Source organism: Streptomyces lincolnensis (genome assembly GCF_001685355.1).
GTDB lineage: Bacteria > Actinomycetota > Actinomycetes > Streptomycetales > Streptomycetaceae > Streptomyces > Streptomyces lincolnensis.
Genome location: NZ_CP016438.1, coordinates 2,594,848 through 2,611,287 on the forward strand (window position 1 = coordinate 2,594,848; position 16,440 = coordinate 2,611,287).

The 16,440-nt window shown below is 71.0% G+C and carries 16 protein-coding genes; 9 read left to right on the forward strand and 7 right to left on the reverse strand.

The genetic code is table 11. The features are described from left to right. Positions 1 to 158: 158 nt before the first annotated feature. Positions 159 to 1,394: an MFS transporter gene (locus SLINC_RS11495; protein ID WP_067430339.1), complete on the forward strand. Its 1,236-nt coding sequence runs from the start codon at positions 159 to 161 to the stop codon at positions 1,392 to 1,394. Here SLINC_RS11495 and SLINC_RS11500 read toward each other — a convergent pair. Further along, positions 1,331 to 2,491: a hypothetical protein gene (locus SLINC_RS11500; protein WP_067430342.1), complete on the reverse strand. Its 1,161-nt coding sequence runs from the start codon at positions 2,489 to 2,491 to the stop codon at positions 1,331 to 1,333. The genes SLINC_RS11495 and SLINC_RS11500 overlap by 64 nt on opposite strands. Before the next feature lie 31 nt (positions 2,492 to 2,522). Beyond that, positions 2,523 to 3,464: a 5-dehydro-4-deoxyglucarate dehydratase gene (locus SLINC_RS11505; protein WP_067430345.1), complete on the reverse strand. Its 942-nt coding sequence runs from the start codon at positions 3,462 to 3,464 to the stop codon at positions 2,523 to 2,525. 182 nt (positions 3,465 to 3,646) lie between these two features. Between SLINC_RS11505 and SLINC_RS11510 the strand changes: the two genes are divergently transcribed. From SLINC_RS11510 to SLINC_RS11545, 8 genes are all read left to right on the forward strand, one after another. Further along, positions 3,647 to 4,456: an NAD-dependent epimerase/dehydratase family protein gene (locus tag SLINC_RS11510; protein WP_067430348.1), complete on the forward strand. Its 810-nt coding sequence runs from the start codon at positions 3,647 to 3,649 to the stop codon at positions 4,454 to 4,456. 319 nt (positions 4,457 to 4,775) lie between these two features. After that, positions 4,776 to 5,546 carry a DeoR/GlpR family DNA-binding transcription regulator gene (locus SLINC_RS11515; protein WP_067430351.1) on the forward strand — a complete coding sequence of 257 codons (771 nt, stop codon included), beginning with the start codon at positions 4,776 to 4,778 and terminating at the stop codon, positions 5,544 to 5,546. 77 nt (positions 5,547 to 5,623) lie between these two features. Further along, on the forward strand, positions 5,624 to 6,994 hold the full coding sequence (locus tag SLINC_RS11520) for an ABC transporter substrate-binding protein (RefSeq protein WP_067430355.1): 1,371 nt from the start codon (positions 5,624 to 5,626) through the stop codon (positions 6,992 to 6,994). Continuing rightward, on the forward strand, positions 6,991 to 7,929 hold the full coding sequence (locus tag SLINC_RS11525) for a carbohydrate ABC transporter permease (RefSeq protein WP_067430358.1): 939 nt from the start codon (positions 6,991 to 6,993) through the stop codon (positions 7,927 to 7,929). The genes SLINC_RS11520 and SLINC_RS11525 overlap by 4 nt, the downstream gene beginning before the upstream one ends. Then, entirely contained in the window at positions 7,926 to 8,777 is an 852-nt protein-coding gene (locus SLINC_RS11530) for a carbohydrate ABC transporter permease (RefSeq protein ID WP_067430361.1), read from the forward strand. Before SLINC_RS11525 ends, SLINC_RS11530 begins: the two co-directional genes overlap by 4 nt. Continuing rightward, complete coding sequence (locus tag SLINC_RS11535; protein ID WP_067430364.1) at positions 8,774 to 9,763, forward strand: zinc-dependent alcohol dehydrogenase family protein; 990 nt, start codon at positions 8,774 to 8,776, stop codon at positions 9,761 to 9,763. The genes SLINC_RS11530 and SLINC_RS11535 overlap by 4 nt, the downstream gene beginning before the upstream one ends. 139 nt (positions 9,764 to 9,902) lie before the next feature. Then, entirely contained in the window at positions 9,903 to 11,132 is a 1,230-nt protein-coding gene (locus tag SLINC_RS11540) for a TerD family protein (RefSeq protein ID WP_182449285.1), read from the forward strand. A gap of 194 nt (positions 11,133 to 11,326) precedes the next feature. Beyond that, positions 11,327 to 11,836: a GNAT family N-acetyltransferase gene (locus SLINC_RS11545; protein ID WP_067445236.1), complete on the forward strand. Its 510-nt coding sequence runs from the start codon at positions 11,327 to 11,329 to the stop codon at positions 11,834 to 11,836. A gap of 273 nt (positions 11,837 to 12,109) precedes the next feature. On the opposite strand, the gene SLINC_RS11550 is transcribed toward SLINC_RS11545, so the two are convergent. The 5 genes from SLINC_RS11550 to SLINC_RS11570 form a co-directional block, all read right to left on the reverse strand. Continuing rightward, positions 12,110 to 12,679, reverse strand: coding sequence for a TetR/AcrR family transcriptional regulator (locus SLINC_RS11550; protein WP_067430370.1), 570 nt, complete (start codon positions 12,677 to 12,679; stop codon positions 12,110 to 12,112). Between the two features lie 74 nt (positions 12,680 to 12,753). Then, the gene (locus tag SLINC_RS11555) at positions 12,754 to 13,083 is read right to left on the reverse strand and encodes a hypothetical protein (protein ID WP_237281994.1); all 330 of its coding nucleotides are present in this window, start codon (positions 13,081 to 13,083) and stop codon (positions 12,754 to 12,756) included. 3 nt (positions 13,084 to 13,086) lie between these two features. Beyond that, the gene (locus tag SLINC_RS11560) at positions 13,087 to 13,959 is read right to left on the reverse strand and encodes a carbohydrate ABC transporter permease (RefSeq protein WP_182449157.1); all 873 of its coding nucleotides are present in this window, start codon (positions 13,957 to 13,959) and stop codon (positions 13,087 to 13,089) included. After that, positions 13,949 to 14,971: a carbohydrate ABC transporter permease gene (locus SLINC_RS11565; protein WP_067430375.1), complete on the reverse strand. Its 1,023-nt coding sequence runs from the start codon at positions 14,969 to 14,971 to the stop codon at positions 13,949 to 13,951. Before SLINC_RS11565 ends, SLINC_RS11560 begins: the two co-directional genes overlap by 11 nt. Position 14,972: 1 nt before the next feature. Continuing rightward, a complete protein-coding gene (locus SLINC_RS11570; RefSeq protein ID WP_079164497.1) occupies positions 14,973 to 16,280 on the reverse strand; it encodes an ABC transporter substrate-binding protein in 1,308 nt (435 codons plus the stop codon). Positions 16,281 to 16,440 lie beyond the last annotated feature (160 nt).

The following is a 16,440-nucleotide window of genomic DNA, read 5'->3' on the forward strand; positions in this document are numbered from 1 at the left end:
GAAGGGCAGACCGCCCTCGGCACCGAAACTCATCGCCCTCCCACATGGCCACCTCGTCGCCGCCTCATCGTTCTCGTCGGGCACCCGTCCGTTCCGCGCGGCTTCCAGGGCATCTGCCCGATCCCCGCGCCCCCGCCTTAGGCCCACGATGACCAGGCATGACAACCACTCCATGGCCGCTCGTGCGGGTCCTGCGCGACCGCAACGCCGGCCTCTACCTGGCCGGGGTCGTGGTCTCCGGCTTCGGCACGTCCGCGCTGTGGCTGGCCTCCGGTGTCTGGGTCAAGGACCTCACCGGCTCCGACGGCCTGGCCGCGCTCTGTCTGCTCGCGATGTGGGCGCCCACCCTGGCCGGCCCCCTGCTCGGCGCCCTCGCCGACCGCCTGCCCCGCAGACCCCTGCTGATCGGCACGAATCTGGTGCCGGCGGCGCTGCTGCTCACCCTCCTCACCGTCGACTCCCCCGACCGCCTCTGGCTGCTGTACGCGGTCCTGTTCGTGTACGGCGCGGCCGGCGTCGTCCATGACGCGGCCGAGGCCGCCCTGATCGCGACCGCCGTCGACCGCTCCCTGCTCGGCGACTTCAACGGCCTGCGCATGACGGCCAGCGAGGGCATGAAACTCCTCGCCCCGCTGGCGGGCGCGGGCCTGTACACGGTGTACGGCGGCCCGGCCGTCGCGGTCCTCGACGCCGTCACCTTCGTGGCGGCCACCGGCCTGTACGCCTGCCTCCGCGTCCGCGAGCCCCGCCCCGAGCCGCCGACGACCGGCTGGCGGAAGCACACCGCCGAGGGCGCCCGGCACCTGTGGGCCCATCCCCGGCTGCGCCCCCTCGTCCTGGCGGGCGGCGCCACCATGCTCTGCGCCGGCCTCAACGGGGCCATGACCTACGCCGTCGTCGACGACCTCGGCCGCTCCCCCGCGTACACGGGTGTGCTGTACGCCGTCCAGGGCGCCGGCTCGGTCGCGGTCGGGCTGGCCTCCGGTCCCCTCCTGCGGCACCTGGGCGAGCGCCGGTTCGCCGCGTACGGCATCGCCCTGACGGCCGTCGCGACGGGACTGCGGGCCGTCCCGTCCGACGCGGTGGCGCTGGTGTGCGGGGCGGCGATCGGCGCGGGGCTGCCCTGTGTCCTGATCGCCACGCTGACGGCCGTGCAGCGCGAGACGCCGGACGCGCTGCTGGGGCGTACGGCCGCCACCGCCAACACCCTGGTGTTCACGCCGAACGTCCTCGGGCTGGCGGCGGGGGCGGCCCTGGTCGAACTGGTCGATCAGCGGCCCCTGTTGGCGGTGCTGGGCGCGGTCTGGCTCACCGTCGCCCTGCCGCTGCTTCAGAGGCCGGCGAGTGCCTCGCGCACCGACTCCAGGTCGCCGTCCGACGCCAACCCGGCGTGATACAGCCGTAGTTCGGTGGCACCGAGGCCCTGGGCGCGGGCCGCGTCCGCGGCGAGGGTGCCGGGGCTGCCGCCCATGCCGGAGACGACCCCGAAGTTGGCGGCGACGACGGCGCCCTCCCGGCGCTGTTCGGCGAAGGGCGTCAGCAGGGCGGGGCCGCCGGCGCACGGGACGACCACACCGTCCGCGACGGACAGGATGTGCGCGGGGTCGACGCCCGGGTTGGCGCCCACGTGGTAGGTGACCGGGTCGGCGTGGAGCAGCACCTGGAAGCCCTCGGGGGCGGCCGCGCGGACCGCGGCGACCGCCTCCTCCTGGAGGGTGCGGGCCCGTTCGTCGCGCCACGCGCGCGTGGCGGCCGCGTTCGCCTCGCCGAGGAGCTTCTCGACCCCGGTCCAGCCCTCGTCGGGCGCGCCCCGCCACAGCGGTTCCAGCGCGGCCCGGACGGCGGCGGCCAGTGCGTCGGCGTCCAGGCCCTGGGCGCCGTAGCCCTCCCGGCAGACCGTGCAGAAGCAGAGCGCCATCAGGTAGTAGCCGGCGTCGCCGAGCGGCACCCCGCCGGTCTTGTCGTGGGCGTGCAGGTGCTGGAGGCCGTACCAGCCGAGGGACTCCAGCTCGGTGCCGCGCGCCCCGGGCCGCACGGCCGCCTCGGCTGCCAGCGTGACGAGGTACTCGCGGGTGGCGGGCCGGGCGATGCACGGGGCCCACGCGTAGCGGTCGCCGTAGGCGTTGACGACCGAGGTGTCCGGGTGGTCGGCGCCGAGGCGGGAGTTGTGCGCGAGCACGACCCAGGTGTGCACCTCCAGACCCGCCTGTACGAGGGCCTCGGCGGCCTCGCCGAAGGCGTCCCCGGGGGCCCAGTCCCCGGCCGCGTACGGGCGCAGCTCGCGCCCCTGCCACCGGTCGTCCGTGGGGTAGAGCACGGCCGCGTGCTCGGCGGTGACGATGCGGTGGCGCGGGTGGCGGGGGGTCAGGGCGCGGGTGGAGTGGTAGGCGGCGGCGAGCGTCGCCTGCCGTACGCCGAGCGCGGCGATCCGCCCGGCGGCCTCCGGGTCGCCGTTCACGTCCCAGGGGTAGACGAACGTCGAGGCCTTCACTTGTCCTCCGCCTTCATGTGGTGCTGTGCGTTCACTTGTCCTCGTCCAGCAGCGCGTGGCCGCGCTCGATGATCCGGGCGAGCTGCTTGACATGATCCTCGGTCGGCTCGTGCAGCGGCGGGCGGACCTCCCCGACGTCGAGTCCACCCATCCGTACGCCCGCCTTGACGAGGGCGACGGCGTAGCCGCGGCCCTGGGCGCGCAGTTCGACGAAGGGCCGGTAGAAGCCGTCGAGCAGACGGTGGGCGGTGGCGTCGTCGCCGGTGCGGTGGGCCGTGTGGAAGGCGAGGGCGATCTCGGGCGCGAAGCAGAAGACGGCGGAGGAGTAGAGGGTGACGCCGATACCGCGGTAGGCGAGCTGGGTCTGCTCGGCGGTCGGCAGTCCGTTGAAGTAGAGGAAGTCGCCGGGGACCTCGGTGCGCACGGCGCTGATGATCCGCTGGAGCAGGTCGAGGTCGCCGAGTCCGTCCTTGAAGCCGATGATGCCGTCGGTGCGGGCCAGCTCGACGACCGTCTCGGGGGTGAAGAGGGCGTTGTCGCGCTGGTAGACGATCACCGGCAGCGCGGTCGCGGCGGCCACCTCGCGGTAGTGCCGCAGCAGGCCCTCCTGTCCGGCGATCACGAGGTAGGGCGGCATGGCGAGCAGTCCGTCGGCCCCGGCCGCCTCGGCGAGCCTCGCGTACCGCACGGCGAGGGCGGTGCCGTAGCCGGCGCCCGCGACGACCGGCACCCGGCCCGCCGTCTCCTGGACGGCCGCCCGCACGCAGGTCTCGAACTCCTCGGGCGTCAGGGCGTGGAACTCGCCGGTGCCGCAGCAGGCGAAGACGGCGGCGGCCCCCGCCTCCACACCGCGGCGCACATGGGTGCGGTAGGCGTCGAGGTCGACGGAGCCGTCGGGGCCGTAGGCGGTGACGGGGAAGAACAGGGGCCCGCTGGGGATGCCGAGTCGAGTGGCGAGGTCGGCAGGCGTCACAAGCTCTCCCTAGAACGAGGACGGGAACGTGCAGGCTTCGGAATGTGCAGGCTTCTGATCGAAGTTTATGTTTATGAACAGGGGCTACGCCACCCTTGACGAGCCAAGGAAATGATCCTTAGCTTGTCCACGAATGTGAATACTGTGCATTCATGCGGCCATCGACCCAAGGAGAACCGAGGATGCCAGCGCCCCGCACCGTTCTGCTCACCGGCGCCGCCGGTGGACTCGGCACCCTGATGCGGGACCTGCTCCCCGAGTACGGCTACCGGCTGCGGCTGCTCGACCTGCGGCCGATCGAGGGCGAGCCGGACGCGGTCGTCGCGGACCTCGCCGACAAGGACGCCGTACGCGAGGCCGTCCGGGGCGTCGACGCGATCATCCACCTCGCGGGCATCTCCCTGGAAGCCCCCTTCGAGAAGATCCTCAAGGCGAACATCGAGGGGACCTACCACCTGTACGAGGCCGCCCGCGAGGAGGGCGTCGGCCGTATCGTCTTCGCCTCCTCCAACCACGCGGTCGGCTACACCCCGCGCCCCCAGGGCGACGACCGGCTCATCCCCGTCGACACCCCGCGCCGCCCGGACACCTTCTACGGCCTGTCCAAGTCCTTCGGCGAGGACCTCGCGCAGTTCTACTGGGACAAGCACGGCCTGGAGACGGTCTCCGTACGCATCGGCTCCTGCTTCCCCGAGCCGACCAGCGTGCGCATGCTCTCCCTGTGGATGAGCCCGGCCGACGGCGCCCGCCTCTTCCACGCGGCCCTGACCTCGGAGAACGTGGGACACACCGTGGTCTACGGCTCCTCCGCCAACACCCGGCTGTGGTGGGACCTGACCTCCGCGCGGGCACTCGGCTACGACCCCCAGGACGACTCCGAGCCCTACGCCGAGAAGCTGATCGCCGAACAGGGCGAACTCCAGGACGGCAACGAGTCGCACGCCTACCTGGGCGGCGCCTTCGTGACGGACCCACCGGTCTGGCCGTACTAAGTCCGGTTACCTCCACGGGCGGGCACCGAACGGGCCCGCCCGCGGGCACATCCGGGCACGGCCGTCACCCCTGATGCGGGCGCGCCAGCGCCGCACCAGGGGCGCGGGGAACTGCGCGACCAGCCACGACGCACCCGCAGCCGCGCCACCACCGCACCGCCCGAGCTCGTGGGCTTCCCCGCCCGAACGGGCACACGCGGGCAGCATCGGCCTCGCAACAGACCTGGTCAGCACCACCCACCCGCTGTAGAACTTTCCCCCAAGGGCTCCACAGGACCCGAACGGGCAAAGAAGCTGGCGGGAAAGGCAGGTGTCGGCCATGGATGCGAGAACCGCGGAGGAACGCCAGCGCGAGATCGTGCGCGCCGCTCGCGCCACCGGCTCCGTGGACGTCACAGAACTCGCCACCACCCTCGGCGTGGCCAAGGAAACCGTGCGCCGAGACCTCCGCGCCCTGGAGGACCACGGCCTGGTCCGCCGCACCCACGGCGGCGCCTACCCCGTGGAGAGCGCCGGGTTCGAGACGACGCTCGCCTTCCGCGCCACCAGCCACGTCCCCGAGAAGCGCAGGATCGCGGCCGCCGCGGCCGAGCTGCTCGGGGACGCCGAGACGGTCTTCGTCGACGAGGGCTTCACCCCGCAGCTCATCGCCGAGGCACTGCCCAGGGACCGGCCGCTGACCGTGGTCACCGCGTCCCTGCCGGTCGCGGGCACCCTCGCCGAATCCGACGGCATCTCGGTGCTGCTGCTGGGCGGCCGGGTGCGCTCCGGCACCCTGGCCACCGTCGACCACTGGACGACGAAGATGCTGGCCGGTTTCGTCGTCGACCTCGCCTACATCGGCGCCAACGGCATCTCCCGCGAACACGGCCTCACCACCCCCGACCCGGCGGTCAGCGAGGTCAAGGCGCAGGCGATCAGGGCCGCGCGCCGCACGGTGTTCGCGGGCGTGCACACCAAGTTCGGAGCGGTCAGCTTCTGCCGGTTCGCCGAGATCGGCGCCCTGGAGGCGATCGTGACGAGCACCCTGCTCCCCACGGCCGAGGCCCACCGCTACTCCCTGCTCGGGCCGCAGGTCATCCGCGTCTGACCACCCCCCTCACCACCTGTGGGGCCACGCCTCGCCAAGGCGCGCCCCTTATCTCCCCATACGTCCAGGAGCGATCCATGCGAACCCAGAGCCGACGACGGCCCCCGCGAGCCACGCTCGCCATGGCCGCCGCAGGGACGCTGCTCGCCCCGCTGCTCTCCGGCTGCTGGGTCGGAGCGGGCGGGGCCGGAGCGGGCGGCAACTCGATCAACGTCCTCATGGTCAACAACCCCCAGATGACGGAGCTCCAGAAGCTCGCCCCGCACTTCACGAAAGAGACGGGCATCAAGGTCAACTTCACCGTGCTGCCCGAGAACGACGTCCGCGACAAGATCAGCCAGGACTTCGCCAACCAGGCCGGCCAGTACGACGTGGCCACCCTGTCCAACTACGAGATCCCGATCTACGCCCGCAACGGCTGGCTGCACGAGATGAACTCCTACGTCGCCAAGGACCCGGCCTACGACGAGCGGGACGTCCTCACACCGATGCGCGAGTCCCTGACCGGCGACGACGGCAAGCTCTACGGGCAGCCCTTCTACGGCGAGTCGTCCTTCCTGATGTACCGCAAGGACGTGCTCGCCAAGGAGGGCCTGACCATGCCCGCGCACCCCACCTGGACCCAGGTGGCCGACCTCGCGGCGAAGATGGACGGGGCCGAGCCCGGCATGAAGGGCATCTGTCTGCGCGGCCTGCCGGGCTGGGGCGAGGTGATGGCCCCCCTCACCACCGTCGTCAACACCTTCGGCGGCACCTGGTTCGACAAGGACTGGAAGGCCCGCCTGGACTCCCCCGAGTGGGAGAAGGCCGTGAAGTTCTACGTCGACCTGGTCCGTGAGCACGGCGAGTCCGGCGCCGCCCAGTCCGGCTTCGCCGAGTGCCTGAACAACATGACCCAGAGCAAGGTCGCCATGTGGTACGACGCCACCTCCGCGGCCGGTTCCCTGGAGGCGGCCAACTCCCCCGTCAAGGGCAAGCTGGGCTACGCCCCCGCCCCCGTGGAGGAGACGAAGTCCTCCGGCTGGCTCTACACCTGGGCCTGGGGCATCCAGGACGCCTCCCGCAATCCCGACAAGGCCTGGAAGTTCGTCTCCTGGGCGTCCAGCAAGCGGTACGAGCAGCTGGTGGGCGACGAGATCGGCTGGTCCAACGTCCCCGCCGGCAAGCGCGCCTCGACGTACACGAACCCGGCGTACCGCAAGGAGGCCGCCGCCTTCCAGCAGATGACCAAGGAGGCCATCGAGGGCGCCCGCCCGAACGACCCCGGCGTGCAGCCGCGCCCCGCGCCCGGCATCCAGTTCGTCGGCATCCCCGAGTTCACCGATCTCGGCACCAAGGTCTCCCAGGAGATCAGCGCGGCCATCGCCGGACGCCAGTCCGTCGACGCGGCCCTGAAGAAGTCCCAGCAGCTCGCCGAGCGGATCTCCGAGGAGTACGAGGGACGATGACCGCCACCACCACGGCCCCTGTGGCCGCCGCTCCCGTGCACACCGTGAAGCAGCCCTCCGCCCGGCTGCGCGCCTGGGCCACCCGCGCCCCGCTGCTGCCCGCCCTGATCTTCATGATCGTGGTCACCCAGCTCCCGTTCGTGGCCACGCTGGTGATCTCCTTCTTCGACTGGAACTCCCTCTACCCCGACGCCCGCCGCTTCACCGGCATCGACAACTACCAGCAGGTGCTGACCGACGCCGACCTGCGCCAGTCGGTGTGGACGACGATCCTGCTGACCGTCGCGGTGGTCGTCGTCAGCCTGGTCCTGGGACTCGTCCTGGCCCTGCTGCTGGACCGCAGGTTCAAGGGCCGGGGCGTGGTCCGCACCCTGCTGATCGCCCCGTTCCTGGTGGTGCCGGTGGCGGCCGCCCTGCTCTGGAAGCATGTGCTCTACAACCCCGAATACGGCCTGCTCAACGGGTTGTTGCACTATGTGGGCGGTCCCCAGCCGGACTGGATCTCCAACACCCCGCTGCTCGCGGTCGAAGCCTCGCTGGTCTGGCAGTGGACGCCGTTCATGATGCTGATCCTGCTGGCGGGCCTCCAGAGCCGCGACCAGCAGCAGATGGAGGCGGCCCGGGTGGACGGCGCGAGCGACTGGCAGATCTTCCGCTATCTGACCCTCCCGCACCTGCGCCGCTACCTGGAGCTGGGCGCCCTGCTGGGCTCGATCTACATCGTCCAGAACTTCGACGCGGTCTTCACGATCACGTCCGGCGGCCTGGGCACCGCCAACCTCCCCTACACCGTCTACCAGAGCTTCTACCAGGCCCACGAGAACGGCCTCGCCTCGGCCGCGGGCGTCCTGGTGGTCATCGGCTCGATCATCATCGCGACCTTCGCCCTGCGCGTGGTGTCGTCCCTGTTCCGCGAGGAGGTGGGCCGGGCATGAGCAGTATCGCCGTACGACGTCGCAGTGGCCGCGGGAAGGGCGCCGGCCTCGGTCTGGTGGCCTGGCTGCTGGGGATCGTCTTCTTCCTGCCGATCGCGTGGATGGCCCTGACGTCCTTCCACTCGGAGTCGGACGCGGCCACCAACCCGCCGTCCTTCGGGGCCGCCCTCACCCTGGACGGCTACCGCGAGTTCTTCGGCACGGGCGGCGGCGCGAGCCCCTGGCCCGCACTGATCAACTCGACGGTGGCGTCAGGGGTGTCGACGCTGTTCGTCCTGCTGCTGGCCCTGCCCGCGGCGTACGCGCTCTCCATCCGGCCGGTGAAGAAGTGGACGGACGTCCTGTTCTTCTTCCTGTCGACGAAGATGCTGCCGGTGGTGGCGGGCCTGCTGCCGATCTACCTGTTCGCCAAGAACGCCGGGATGCTCGACAACATCTGGCTGCTGGTCATCCTCTACACCTCCATGAACCTGCCGATCGCGGTGTGGATGATGCAGTCCTTCCTCGCCGAGGTCCCGGTCGCGATCATCGAGGCGGCCCGGGTGGACGGCGCGCGGCTGCCGACGATCCTGGCGCGCGTGGTGGCCCCGATCGCGCTGCCGGGCATCGCGGCGACGGCGTTGATCTGCTTCATCTTCAGCTGGAACGAGCTGTTGTTCGCCCGTGTCCTGACGGGCGTCGTCGCCGAGACCGCCCCGGTGTTCCTGACCGGCTTCATCACCAGCCAGGGCCTGTTCCTGGCGAAGGTGTGCGCCGCGTCGCTCGTCATCTCCCTGCCGGTGCTCGCCGCGGGGTTCGCCGCCCAGGACAAGCTGGTCCAGGGCCTGTCGTTGGGAGCCGTGAAATGAAGGCCGCCGTCATCGAGTCCGTGGGCCGTGCCGTCGTCACCGAGGTCCCGGACCCGACGCCCGGCCCCCGCGAGGTCGTCGTCGAGGTCGCCGCCTGCGGCCTGTGCGGCACCGATCTGCACATCCTCCAGGGCGAGTTCGCGCCCAAGCTGCCCATCGTGCCCGGGCACGAGTTCGCGGGCGAGGTCGTCGGGGTGGGCACGCAGGTCACCGAGCTCGCGGTCGGCGACCGGGTGGCGGTCGACCCGTCCCTGTACTGCTACGAGTGCCGGTACTGCCGTACGGGCCACAACAACCTCTGTGAGCGGTGGGCCGCGATCGGCGTGACGACCGCGGGCGGCGCGGCCCGGTACGCGCTGGCGCCGGTGGCGAACTGCGTGAAGCTCCCGGAGCACGTCCGCACCCAGGACGCGGCCCTGGTGGAGCCCCTGTCGTGCGCGGTGCGCGGCTACGACGTCCTGAACTCCCGCCTCGGCGCGCACGTCCTGATCTACGGCTCCGGCACCATGGGCCTGATGATGCTGGAGCTCGCCAAGCGGACGGGCGCCTCCAGTGTCGACGTGGTGGACCTGAACCCGGCACGGCTGGAGACGGCCGTACGGCTCGGCGTGTCCGGATCGGCGGCGAACCCGGACGAGCTGGACCGGCCACAGGGCTGGGACGTGGTCGTCGACGCCACGGGCAACGCCGCCGCCATCCAGGACGGCCTGGACCGTGTCGCGAAGGCCGGCACCTTCCTCCAGTTCGGCGTCGCCGACTACGCGACCCGCGTGACGATCGACCCGTACCGCATCTACAACCAGGAGATCACGATCACCGGCTCCATGGCCGTGCTCCACAGCTTCGAACGCGCGGCGGAGCTGTTCGCGAACGGGGTCCTCGACCCGGACGTCTTCATCAGCGACCGCATCCCGCTGGAGCGGTACCCGCAGGCGCTGGAGCAGTTCGCGTCGGGGGTGGGGCGGAAGATCGTGGTGGTGCCGTAGCGGTTCCGGGCCCCTCTCCTCACGGGCCGGACGGGCTGGTGTCAGCCCGTCCGGCCCGTGGCGAACAGCCGGGTCCGTCGATTGGCCCTCGGTAAGGGAACGGTAAAGCGGGCTCACTCGTTCACCCCGCATGACAGCTATGACCCCCGGCTCGAACATCCCCCTCTCCGCCGCCCGCGTGACGGTGGACGTCGCCGCGCCCGTGCGGCTCGACGTATCGGGCCTGCTGCTCACCGCCGACGGCAAGGTGCGCTCCGACGACGACTTCATCTTCTACAACCAGCCGACGGGCCCGGGCGTGACGTACCGCTCGGGCGGCGGCGCGGCCCCTGACGCGATCACCGTCGACACGTCCGCCGTACCCCCCGGCATCGAGAAGATCGTCGTCACCGCCAGCCCGGACGCCGCGGGCCAGACCTTCCAGGGCGTCGAACCCACGGCCACGATCCGCAACGCGGACGACAACAGCGTCCTGGCCACGTTCACGCCCCCGCAGCTCGGCAGCGAGACGGCCCTGGTGATCGTCGAGGTCTACCTGCGCAACGGCGCCTGGAAGGCCCGCGCGGTCGGCCAGGGCTACGCCAACGGCCTGGCCGGCATCGCCACCGACTTCGGCGTCACGGTCGAGGAACCGGCTCCGGCGCCCGTCGCCCAGCCGGTCGCCCCGCCCCCGCCGCCGCCCGCCATGCAGCCCCCGGCCACCCCGCCCGCCCCGCCGATGGACCCGCGCCTGGCCGCGCCCCCGGCCCCCGCCGCTCCCCCGGCGCCGGCCGCCCCGGCCCCCGGAGCCGGGAAGATCAACCTCGACAAGGGCCGGGTCAGCCTCCAGAAGAACCAGACCGTCTCCCTGGTCAAGGGCGGCCGCCCGCTGCTCTCCCAGGTCAAGATGGGCCTCGGCTGGGAGCCGGCGTACCGCGGCAAGGACATCGACCTCGACGCCTCGGTCATCGCCTACGGCCCGCAGCGCAACCACATCGACAGCTGCTACTTCGGCAAGCTGTCCATCGTCAACGGAGCGATCAAGCACTCCGGCGACAACCTCACCGGCGAGGGCGGCGGCGACGACGAGGTGATCGTCGTGGACCTCGGGCGGCTGCCCCAGGACGTCACCGGACTGGTCTTCACGGTGAACTCCTTCTCCGGCCAGAAGTTCACCGAGGTCGCCAAGGCCTACTGCCGCCTCATCGACGCGGCCACCGGCGAGGAGCTGGTCCGCTTCGACCTCACCAACGCCGAAGCGCAGACCGGCGTGATGATGGCCAAGCTGATCAAGCAGTTCACCGGCGAGTGGGATATGACGGCGATGGGCGACTTCGTGAAGGCCCGCACCGTACGGAACATGGTGAAGCCGGCCGCGCAGGCACTGTAGGGGAAGGGGCTGGCGGTGGCCGCGGGGCTGCTCGATCGCCTCGATCGCGGGGCGCGACGAGCCTCCGTGGCCACCGGCCGGCCGATGGATTTCACGGGGCCGCGTGCACACCGGTCCGTGTGTGCGCCGAGTCGAGAACGGTGGGGAGAGGTGAGGCCGATGACCGCGCTCAAGGCCACTGGCCCGTCATGACCATGCGCACCGAGTGGGTCACCCGCGCCGAGACCGGCGCCGATGTCCCCGCCGTCCGCGAGATCGAGCTGGCCGCCTTCGACACCCCGCTGGAGGCCGACCTCGTCGACGCCCTGCGCACCGACGCCGCCTGGATCGACGGCCTGTCCGTCGTCGCCGGCGGCCGAGACGGCCGGCTCGTCGGCCACGCCCTGCTGACCCGCTGCCACATCGGCGACACCCCGGCCCTCTGTCTGGGCCCCGTCGCGGTCCTCCCCGCCCACCAGAAGACCGGCGCCGGGGCCGCCGCGATCCGCGCCGCGCTGGAGGCCGCCAAGGACCAGGGCGAGCGGTTCGTCACCGTCCTCGGCCACCCGGCCTACTACCCCCGCTTCGGCTTCACCCGGGCCTCCGCCCACGGCATCACCATCGCCCTCGACGTCCCGGACGAGGCCCTGATGGCCCTCTCCCTCGACCCGGACCAGCCCCTGCCGAGCGGCACGATCCGCTACGCGCCGCCGTTCGGCATCTGACGGCAGCCGGCGGGCGCAGGTCCGCGGAGCCGGCCGAGGGCCAGGGGGCTTCCGACGGATCCGCGGCGTCCGGTGCTCACTCCCCCATGCCCGAACAACCTCGCGCTCGCGCCGGGCCCATGACGCCGCTCCTTCCTCCGCGGAGATCCGTCAGAAGCCTCCTGAGCGGTCTCGGCGAAGTCCGGTGCTGTATCGATATGCGGCTCCGCCGCGTGGACGCGACCCGCCCCCCACCGGCCCGCAGGTTTGTCACTGTTCTTCCAGCGGAGCGCCTCAGCCCCGCCGCAAGCCCTCCGTCAGCAACGTCAGATACCGCCGCACGGCCTCGTGGCCCGCCCCCGCCAACTCCGCCGCCACAGCCACCCCGTGGGCCAACCGCAGCACCTCCATCGGCTCCACGTCCGCCCGCAGCGTCCCCTCCCCCTGCGCCGCCTCCACCAGCCGCGTCGCCGCCGCCCTCATCCGGTCCGCGCACACCGTGGCCGCGGCCGATCCCCCGTCCGCGACGGCCGATCCCAGCAACGCCTTCATCCCCCGGACCTGGATCGTCCCCACGGCGAGTTCGTTCAGCCACGCCACCAGCGCCTCCCCCGGAGGCAACTCCCGCGCGAACACCTCGGCCCGCCCCGCGATCGCCTCGATACGGTCGACGTAGGCGGCCTCCAGCAACGCCTGCCGGGTGGGAAAGTGCCGGTACAGCGTGCCGACCCCGACCCCCGCCCGCCGCGCGATCTCGTCGAGCGACGCCCCCTCCCCGTGCTCGGCGAACGCCTCCGCCGCCACCTCAAGCAACCGCTCGTGGTTGCGCCGGGCATCCGCACGCATGGACCTGACCTGCGCCATCCCGTCACTCCTCGCACCCCGGGGCCCCTGTCCGCACCCTACCGAGCGCGTGTCCCCGAGTGTCGGCGCACCTCTCAGCCGGCCACGAACCGCTCGACTCCGACCTCCGCGAGCGAATCCATGGCGTCCAGTCGCGAGGCCGCCGCGACGAGATCGTCGTACTCCCTCCGCACGATGCGGATACCGAAATGGGCGATCACGCGCACGAGATCGTCCACGGCCAGCTCCGCCTCGTCGTTGTCGACCATGTCCACGACCGACCGAAGCGCGCCGACCGGGCCCTTCTCCCCCGCCGACCGCCGCGCGATGCTCTCGGCGACGGCGCGGACGAGCACCCCGGGCGATCCGGGGACGTCATGCGGGTCCGGTGCGTCCATGTGCCGGGTCCTCCTCGTCGTGGCCATGTCTCACATCTTCGTCGCCCCCGCCGCCAGGTCCCGCAGGAAGTGCCGCGCACCCAGCAGGAACACGATGATCAGTGGGACGACGCTCATGAGGGAGCCGGCCATCACGAGGGAGTAGTCGGTGTTGTAGAGCGTGTTGAGGTTGGCCAGGGCGACCTGGAGGGTGACCCTCTCGGGGTCGATGAGGACGACCAGGGGCCAGATGTAGTCGTTCCAGAGGCCGATGAAGGTGAAGATGCCGAGGAAGGCGAGGGCGGGGCGGAACAGCGGCAGCGCGACCGTCCAGTAGAGGCGGAAGAAGCCGGCGCCGTCGATCCGGCCCGCGTCCAACAGCTCGTCGGGCAGGGAGTTCTGGGCGTACTGGCGCATCCAGAAGATGCCGAAGGCGTTGGCGGCGCTGGGGATGATCAGGGCGTTCAGGGAGCCGGCCCAGCCGAACTCGGCCATGGTGACGAACTGCGGCACCAGGGAGAGCTGGGCGGGAATCATGTAGGTGACGAGCAGCATCCCGAAGAGGAGCTTCTTCGCCGGGAACTCGTACTTGGCGAAGGCGAACGCCGCCAGCGAGTCGAAGAACAGCACCAGCAGGGTCCCGAGCACGGCGACCACGACGGTGTTGAACAGCGAGCCGAAGAAGTCGACGGTGTCGAGCACCCGCCCCATGTTGTCCAGCAGATGCGGGCCCGGCACCAGCTTGGGCGGGTAGCGGTAGATGTCCTGGGTGGTGCCGGAGGCCAGCACCACCAGCCAGTAGAAGGGGAACAGCGAGATCAGCACACCGAACAGCAGCACCACTCGGACGCAGATCCGGGTGAGCCTGCTGCCGGAGCCGATGGCGAGGCCCGCGCTGCCGGTCGTCCTGTCCTCAGCGGCCATTGCGGGCCCCCTTCCGGCGCAGCAGTCCGGCGAGGCCGGGACGGCGGTCGTCGCGGTCGGATCCGGACACCAGCCGCCAGTTGATGATCGTGAAGACCGCGATGATCGCGAAGAGGAGCCAGCCCATCGCGGCGCCGTAGCCGAACTGGTGCTCCTTGAAGGCCTTCTGCCACAGATAGAGCACGATGGTCATCCCTTCCTGACCGGGTCCGCCCGTGGTGCCGACGTCGGTGGACTGGAAGAGCACCTGCGACTCGGTGAAGATCTGAAGGCCGTTGATGGTGGAGGTGACGGCGGCGAAGAGGATCACCGGGCGCAGTTGCGGCACCACCACCCGGAACAGGGTCTGCCAGCTGTTCGCGCCGTCGACGCGGGCGGCCTCGAAGTGCTCGGTGGGGATGGCCTGGAGGCCCGCGAGGAAGATCAGCGCGTTGTAGCCGACCCACCGCCAGATGATCATGATGGAGACGGAGGACTTGATGCCCCACTCGGAGGACAGCCAGCCGATCCCGTCCAGCCCGATCGCCCTGAGCGCCGAGTTGGCGAGACCCGACTGGGCGAAGACCGAGCCGAAGACGATGGTCATGGCGACCATCGAGGTCACGTTGGGGATGAAGTACGCCACCCGGTAGGCGCCGGTGAACCGCACCTGCGAGTGCAGCAGGAACGCCAGCACCAGGGCCAGGAACAGCATCGGCACCGTGGACAGGAACCAGATCTCGAAGGTGTTGAGCACCGAGTGCCAGAACACCGAGTCCTGAAGCAGCCAGCCGTACTGCTGGAGCCCGACGAACCGCATGTCGCCGATGCCGTCCCAGTCCTGGAAGGACAGATACAGCGAGAACACCACCGGGAAGACCCCGAAGACGGCGAACAGCACATAGAACGGCGAGATGGCGAGCAGCGGCGGAACATGCCGCCGGCGTCCGCCCGGAGCGGTGGACCGGCTACGACGGTCGGGGCGCCGTTCGTCGGCCGCCGGCGCGCCCGCCGGATCGAGAACCGTGGCCATGTCAGCTCACCCCCAGCCGGGACAGCGTGGTCGCGGCGGTGTTCACGGCGTCCCGCCAGGCCCGCTCGGGGTTCTTGCCGAGCATCTCCACGTTGGTCAGCTCCTGGAAGAACGGGATGTTGGCGCTCTCCTCGTACGGGCTGAAGTAGACGACCGGGGCCTTCTCGGCGGCCGGGCCGAAGACGTCGATGGGCTGCTGGCCGCCGAAGAAGGGGTCGGGCGTGTGCATCGCGGGGTCGGCGTAGGAGGCCGGAGTCGTGGGGAACAGGGCCATCTCCTGGTAGCTCTTGAGCTGGTTCTCCGGGCTGAGCAGCCACGTCAGGAAGGCGAAGCCCGCTTCCGGGTCCCGGCAGTAGCGGGTCAGGGTCATGTAGGAGCCGCCGTAGTTGCCGGGGCCGTCCGGCAGGGTGGTCAGCCGCCAGGCACCGGAGGTCTTCGGCGCGGAGTCCTTCAGGCCGTAGATGGCCCACACCGCCGTGGTCATGGTGGCGACGCGGCTGCCGCTCATGGCCGAGTTGTAGTCGGGGGTGCCGTCCGTGATCCGGGCGCTGAGGCCCTGGCGGAGGATCTCCACGGACAGGTCCCAGGCGCGTCGGACGTGCTGCTGGTCGCCGATGAAGCGGTTGTCGGCGTCCACGAACTGCCGGGTGCTCTGGAGGAGGATCTGCTGGAAGACGTTGCCGATGTTGCTCACCAGGTACGGCCTGCCCGGGGCCTTCGCCCGCAGGGTCTTCCCGGCGGCGATGAACTTCTCCCAGGTGGGGGCGGCCTCGGCGACGTCCTTCGGTTCGTAGGCCAGACCGGCCTGGCGGAAGAGGTCCCTGCGGTAGTAGAGGGCGGTGGGGCCGGCGTCGAGGGGGAAGCCGATCATCCGGCCCGACGGGGTGAAGCAGCTCTTCCACTTCCAGTCGAGGTACCGGTCGCGGACCTTCTCCGCGCCGAGCTCCCGGAGGTCCAGGAACTCGTTCTCGTCGGGGAAGAAGGTGGCGAGGTTGTCCGAGTTCGCGACCGTGATGTCCGGGACGTAGGCGCGGGCGGCAAGGCTGGTGCGCACCTTGGAGTCGATGTCGCTGTCCGGGATCTGCGAGCCCCGCACCTTCAGGCCCGGCCGGCCGGGGACACCGCGCCGGGCGGTGGCGAGGAGCTTGTCGCTCAGGGAGCCCTTCCAGTACCACAGGCTCAGATGGTCGGTGCCCGCGGAGGCCGAGCCGCTGCTCGCCCCGCATCCCGACAGGCCCAGCAGGGCTCCGCCCACGCCACCGAGGGAGACCCCCAGCAGACGTCGGCGGGACAGCGTTCGGTGTTCCATCACGCGGCACTCGCTTTACGAGGAGGGGGGAGGCGAACAAGGGTGGACAACGATGTCGGCGGGGAGCTCGGTGGGGGCTCGGTGGGGGGCCGTGAACGTTCACGTGAACGTTGCCGTCGAGTATTGGGGCGGCCGAAAACCACTGTCAAGACATGTACAT

Coding starts and splice junctions, on each gene's coding strand:
- SLINC_RS11510 (WP_067430348.1), top strand. CDS start 3,647: ATGCCAGCGCCCCGCACCGTTCTGCTCACCGGCGCCGCCGGTGGACTC.
- SLINC_RS11535 (WP_067430364.1), top strand. CDS start 8,774: ATGAAGGCCGCCGTCATCGAGTCCGTGGGCCGTGCCGTCGTCACCGAG.
- SLINC_RS11540 (WP_182449285.1), top strand. CDS start 9,903: ATGACCCCCGGCTCGAACATCCCCCTCTCCGCCGCCCGCGTGACGGTG.
- SLINC_RS11520 (WP_067430355.1), top strand. CDS start 5,624: ATGCGAACCCAGAGCCGACGACGGCCCCCGCGAGCCACGCTCGCCATG.
- SLINC_RS11550 (WP_067430370.1), bottom strand. CDS start 12,679: ATGGCGCAGGTCAGGTCCATGCGTGCGGATGCCCGGCGCAACCACGAG.
- SLINC_RS11525 (WP_067430358.1), top strand. CDS start 6,991: ATGACCGCCACCACCACGGCCCCTGTGGCCGCCGCTCCCGTGCACACC.
- SLINC_RS11495 (WP_067430339.1), top strand. CDS start 159: ATGACAACCACTCCATGGCCGCTCGTGCGGGTCCTGCGCGACCGCAAC.
- SLINC_RS11530 (WP_067430361.1), top strand. CDS start 7,926: ATGAGCAGTATCGCCGTACGACGTCGCAGTGGCCGCGGGAAGGGCGCC.
- SLINC_RS11555 (WP_237281994.1), bottom strand. CDS start 13,083: ATGGCCACGACGAGGAGGACCCGGCACATGGACGCACCGGACCCGCAT.
- SLINC_RS11545 (WP_067445236.1), top strand. CDS start 11,327: ATGCGCACCGAGTGGGTCACCCGCGCCGAGACCGGCGCCGATGTCCCC.
- SLINC_RS11565 (WP_067430375.1), bottom strand. CDS start 14,971: ATGGCCACGGTTCTCGATCCGGCGGGCGCGCCGGCGGCCGACGAACGG.
- SLINC_RS11560 (WP_182449157.1), bottom strand. CDS start 13,959: ATGGCCGCTGAGGACAGGACGACCGGCAGCGCGGGCCTCGCCATCGGC.
- SLINC_RS11515 (WP_067430351.1), top strand. CDS start 4,776: ATGGATGCGAGAACCGCGGAGGAACGCCAGCGCGAGATCGTGCGCGCC.
- SLINC_RS11570 (WP_079164497.1), bottom strand. CDS start 16,280: ATGGAACACCGAACGCTGTCCCGCCGACGTCTGCTGGGGGTCTCCCTC.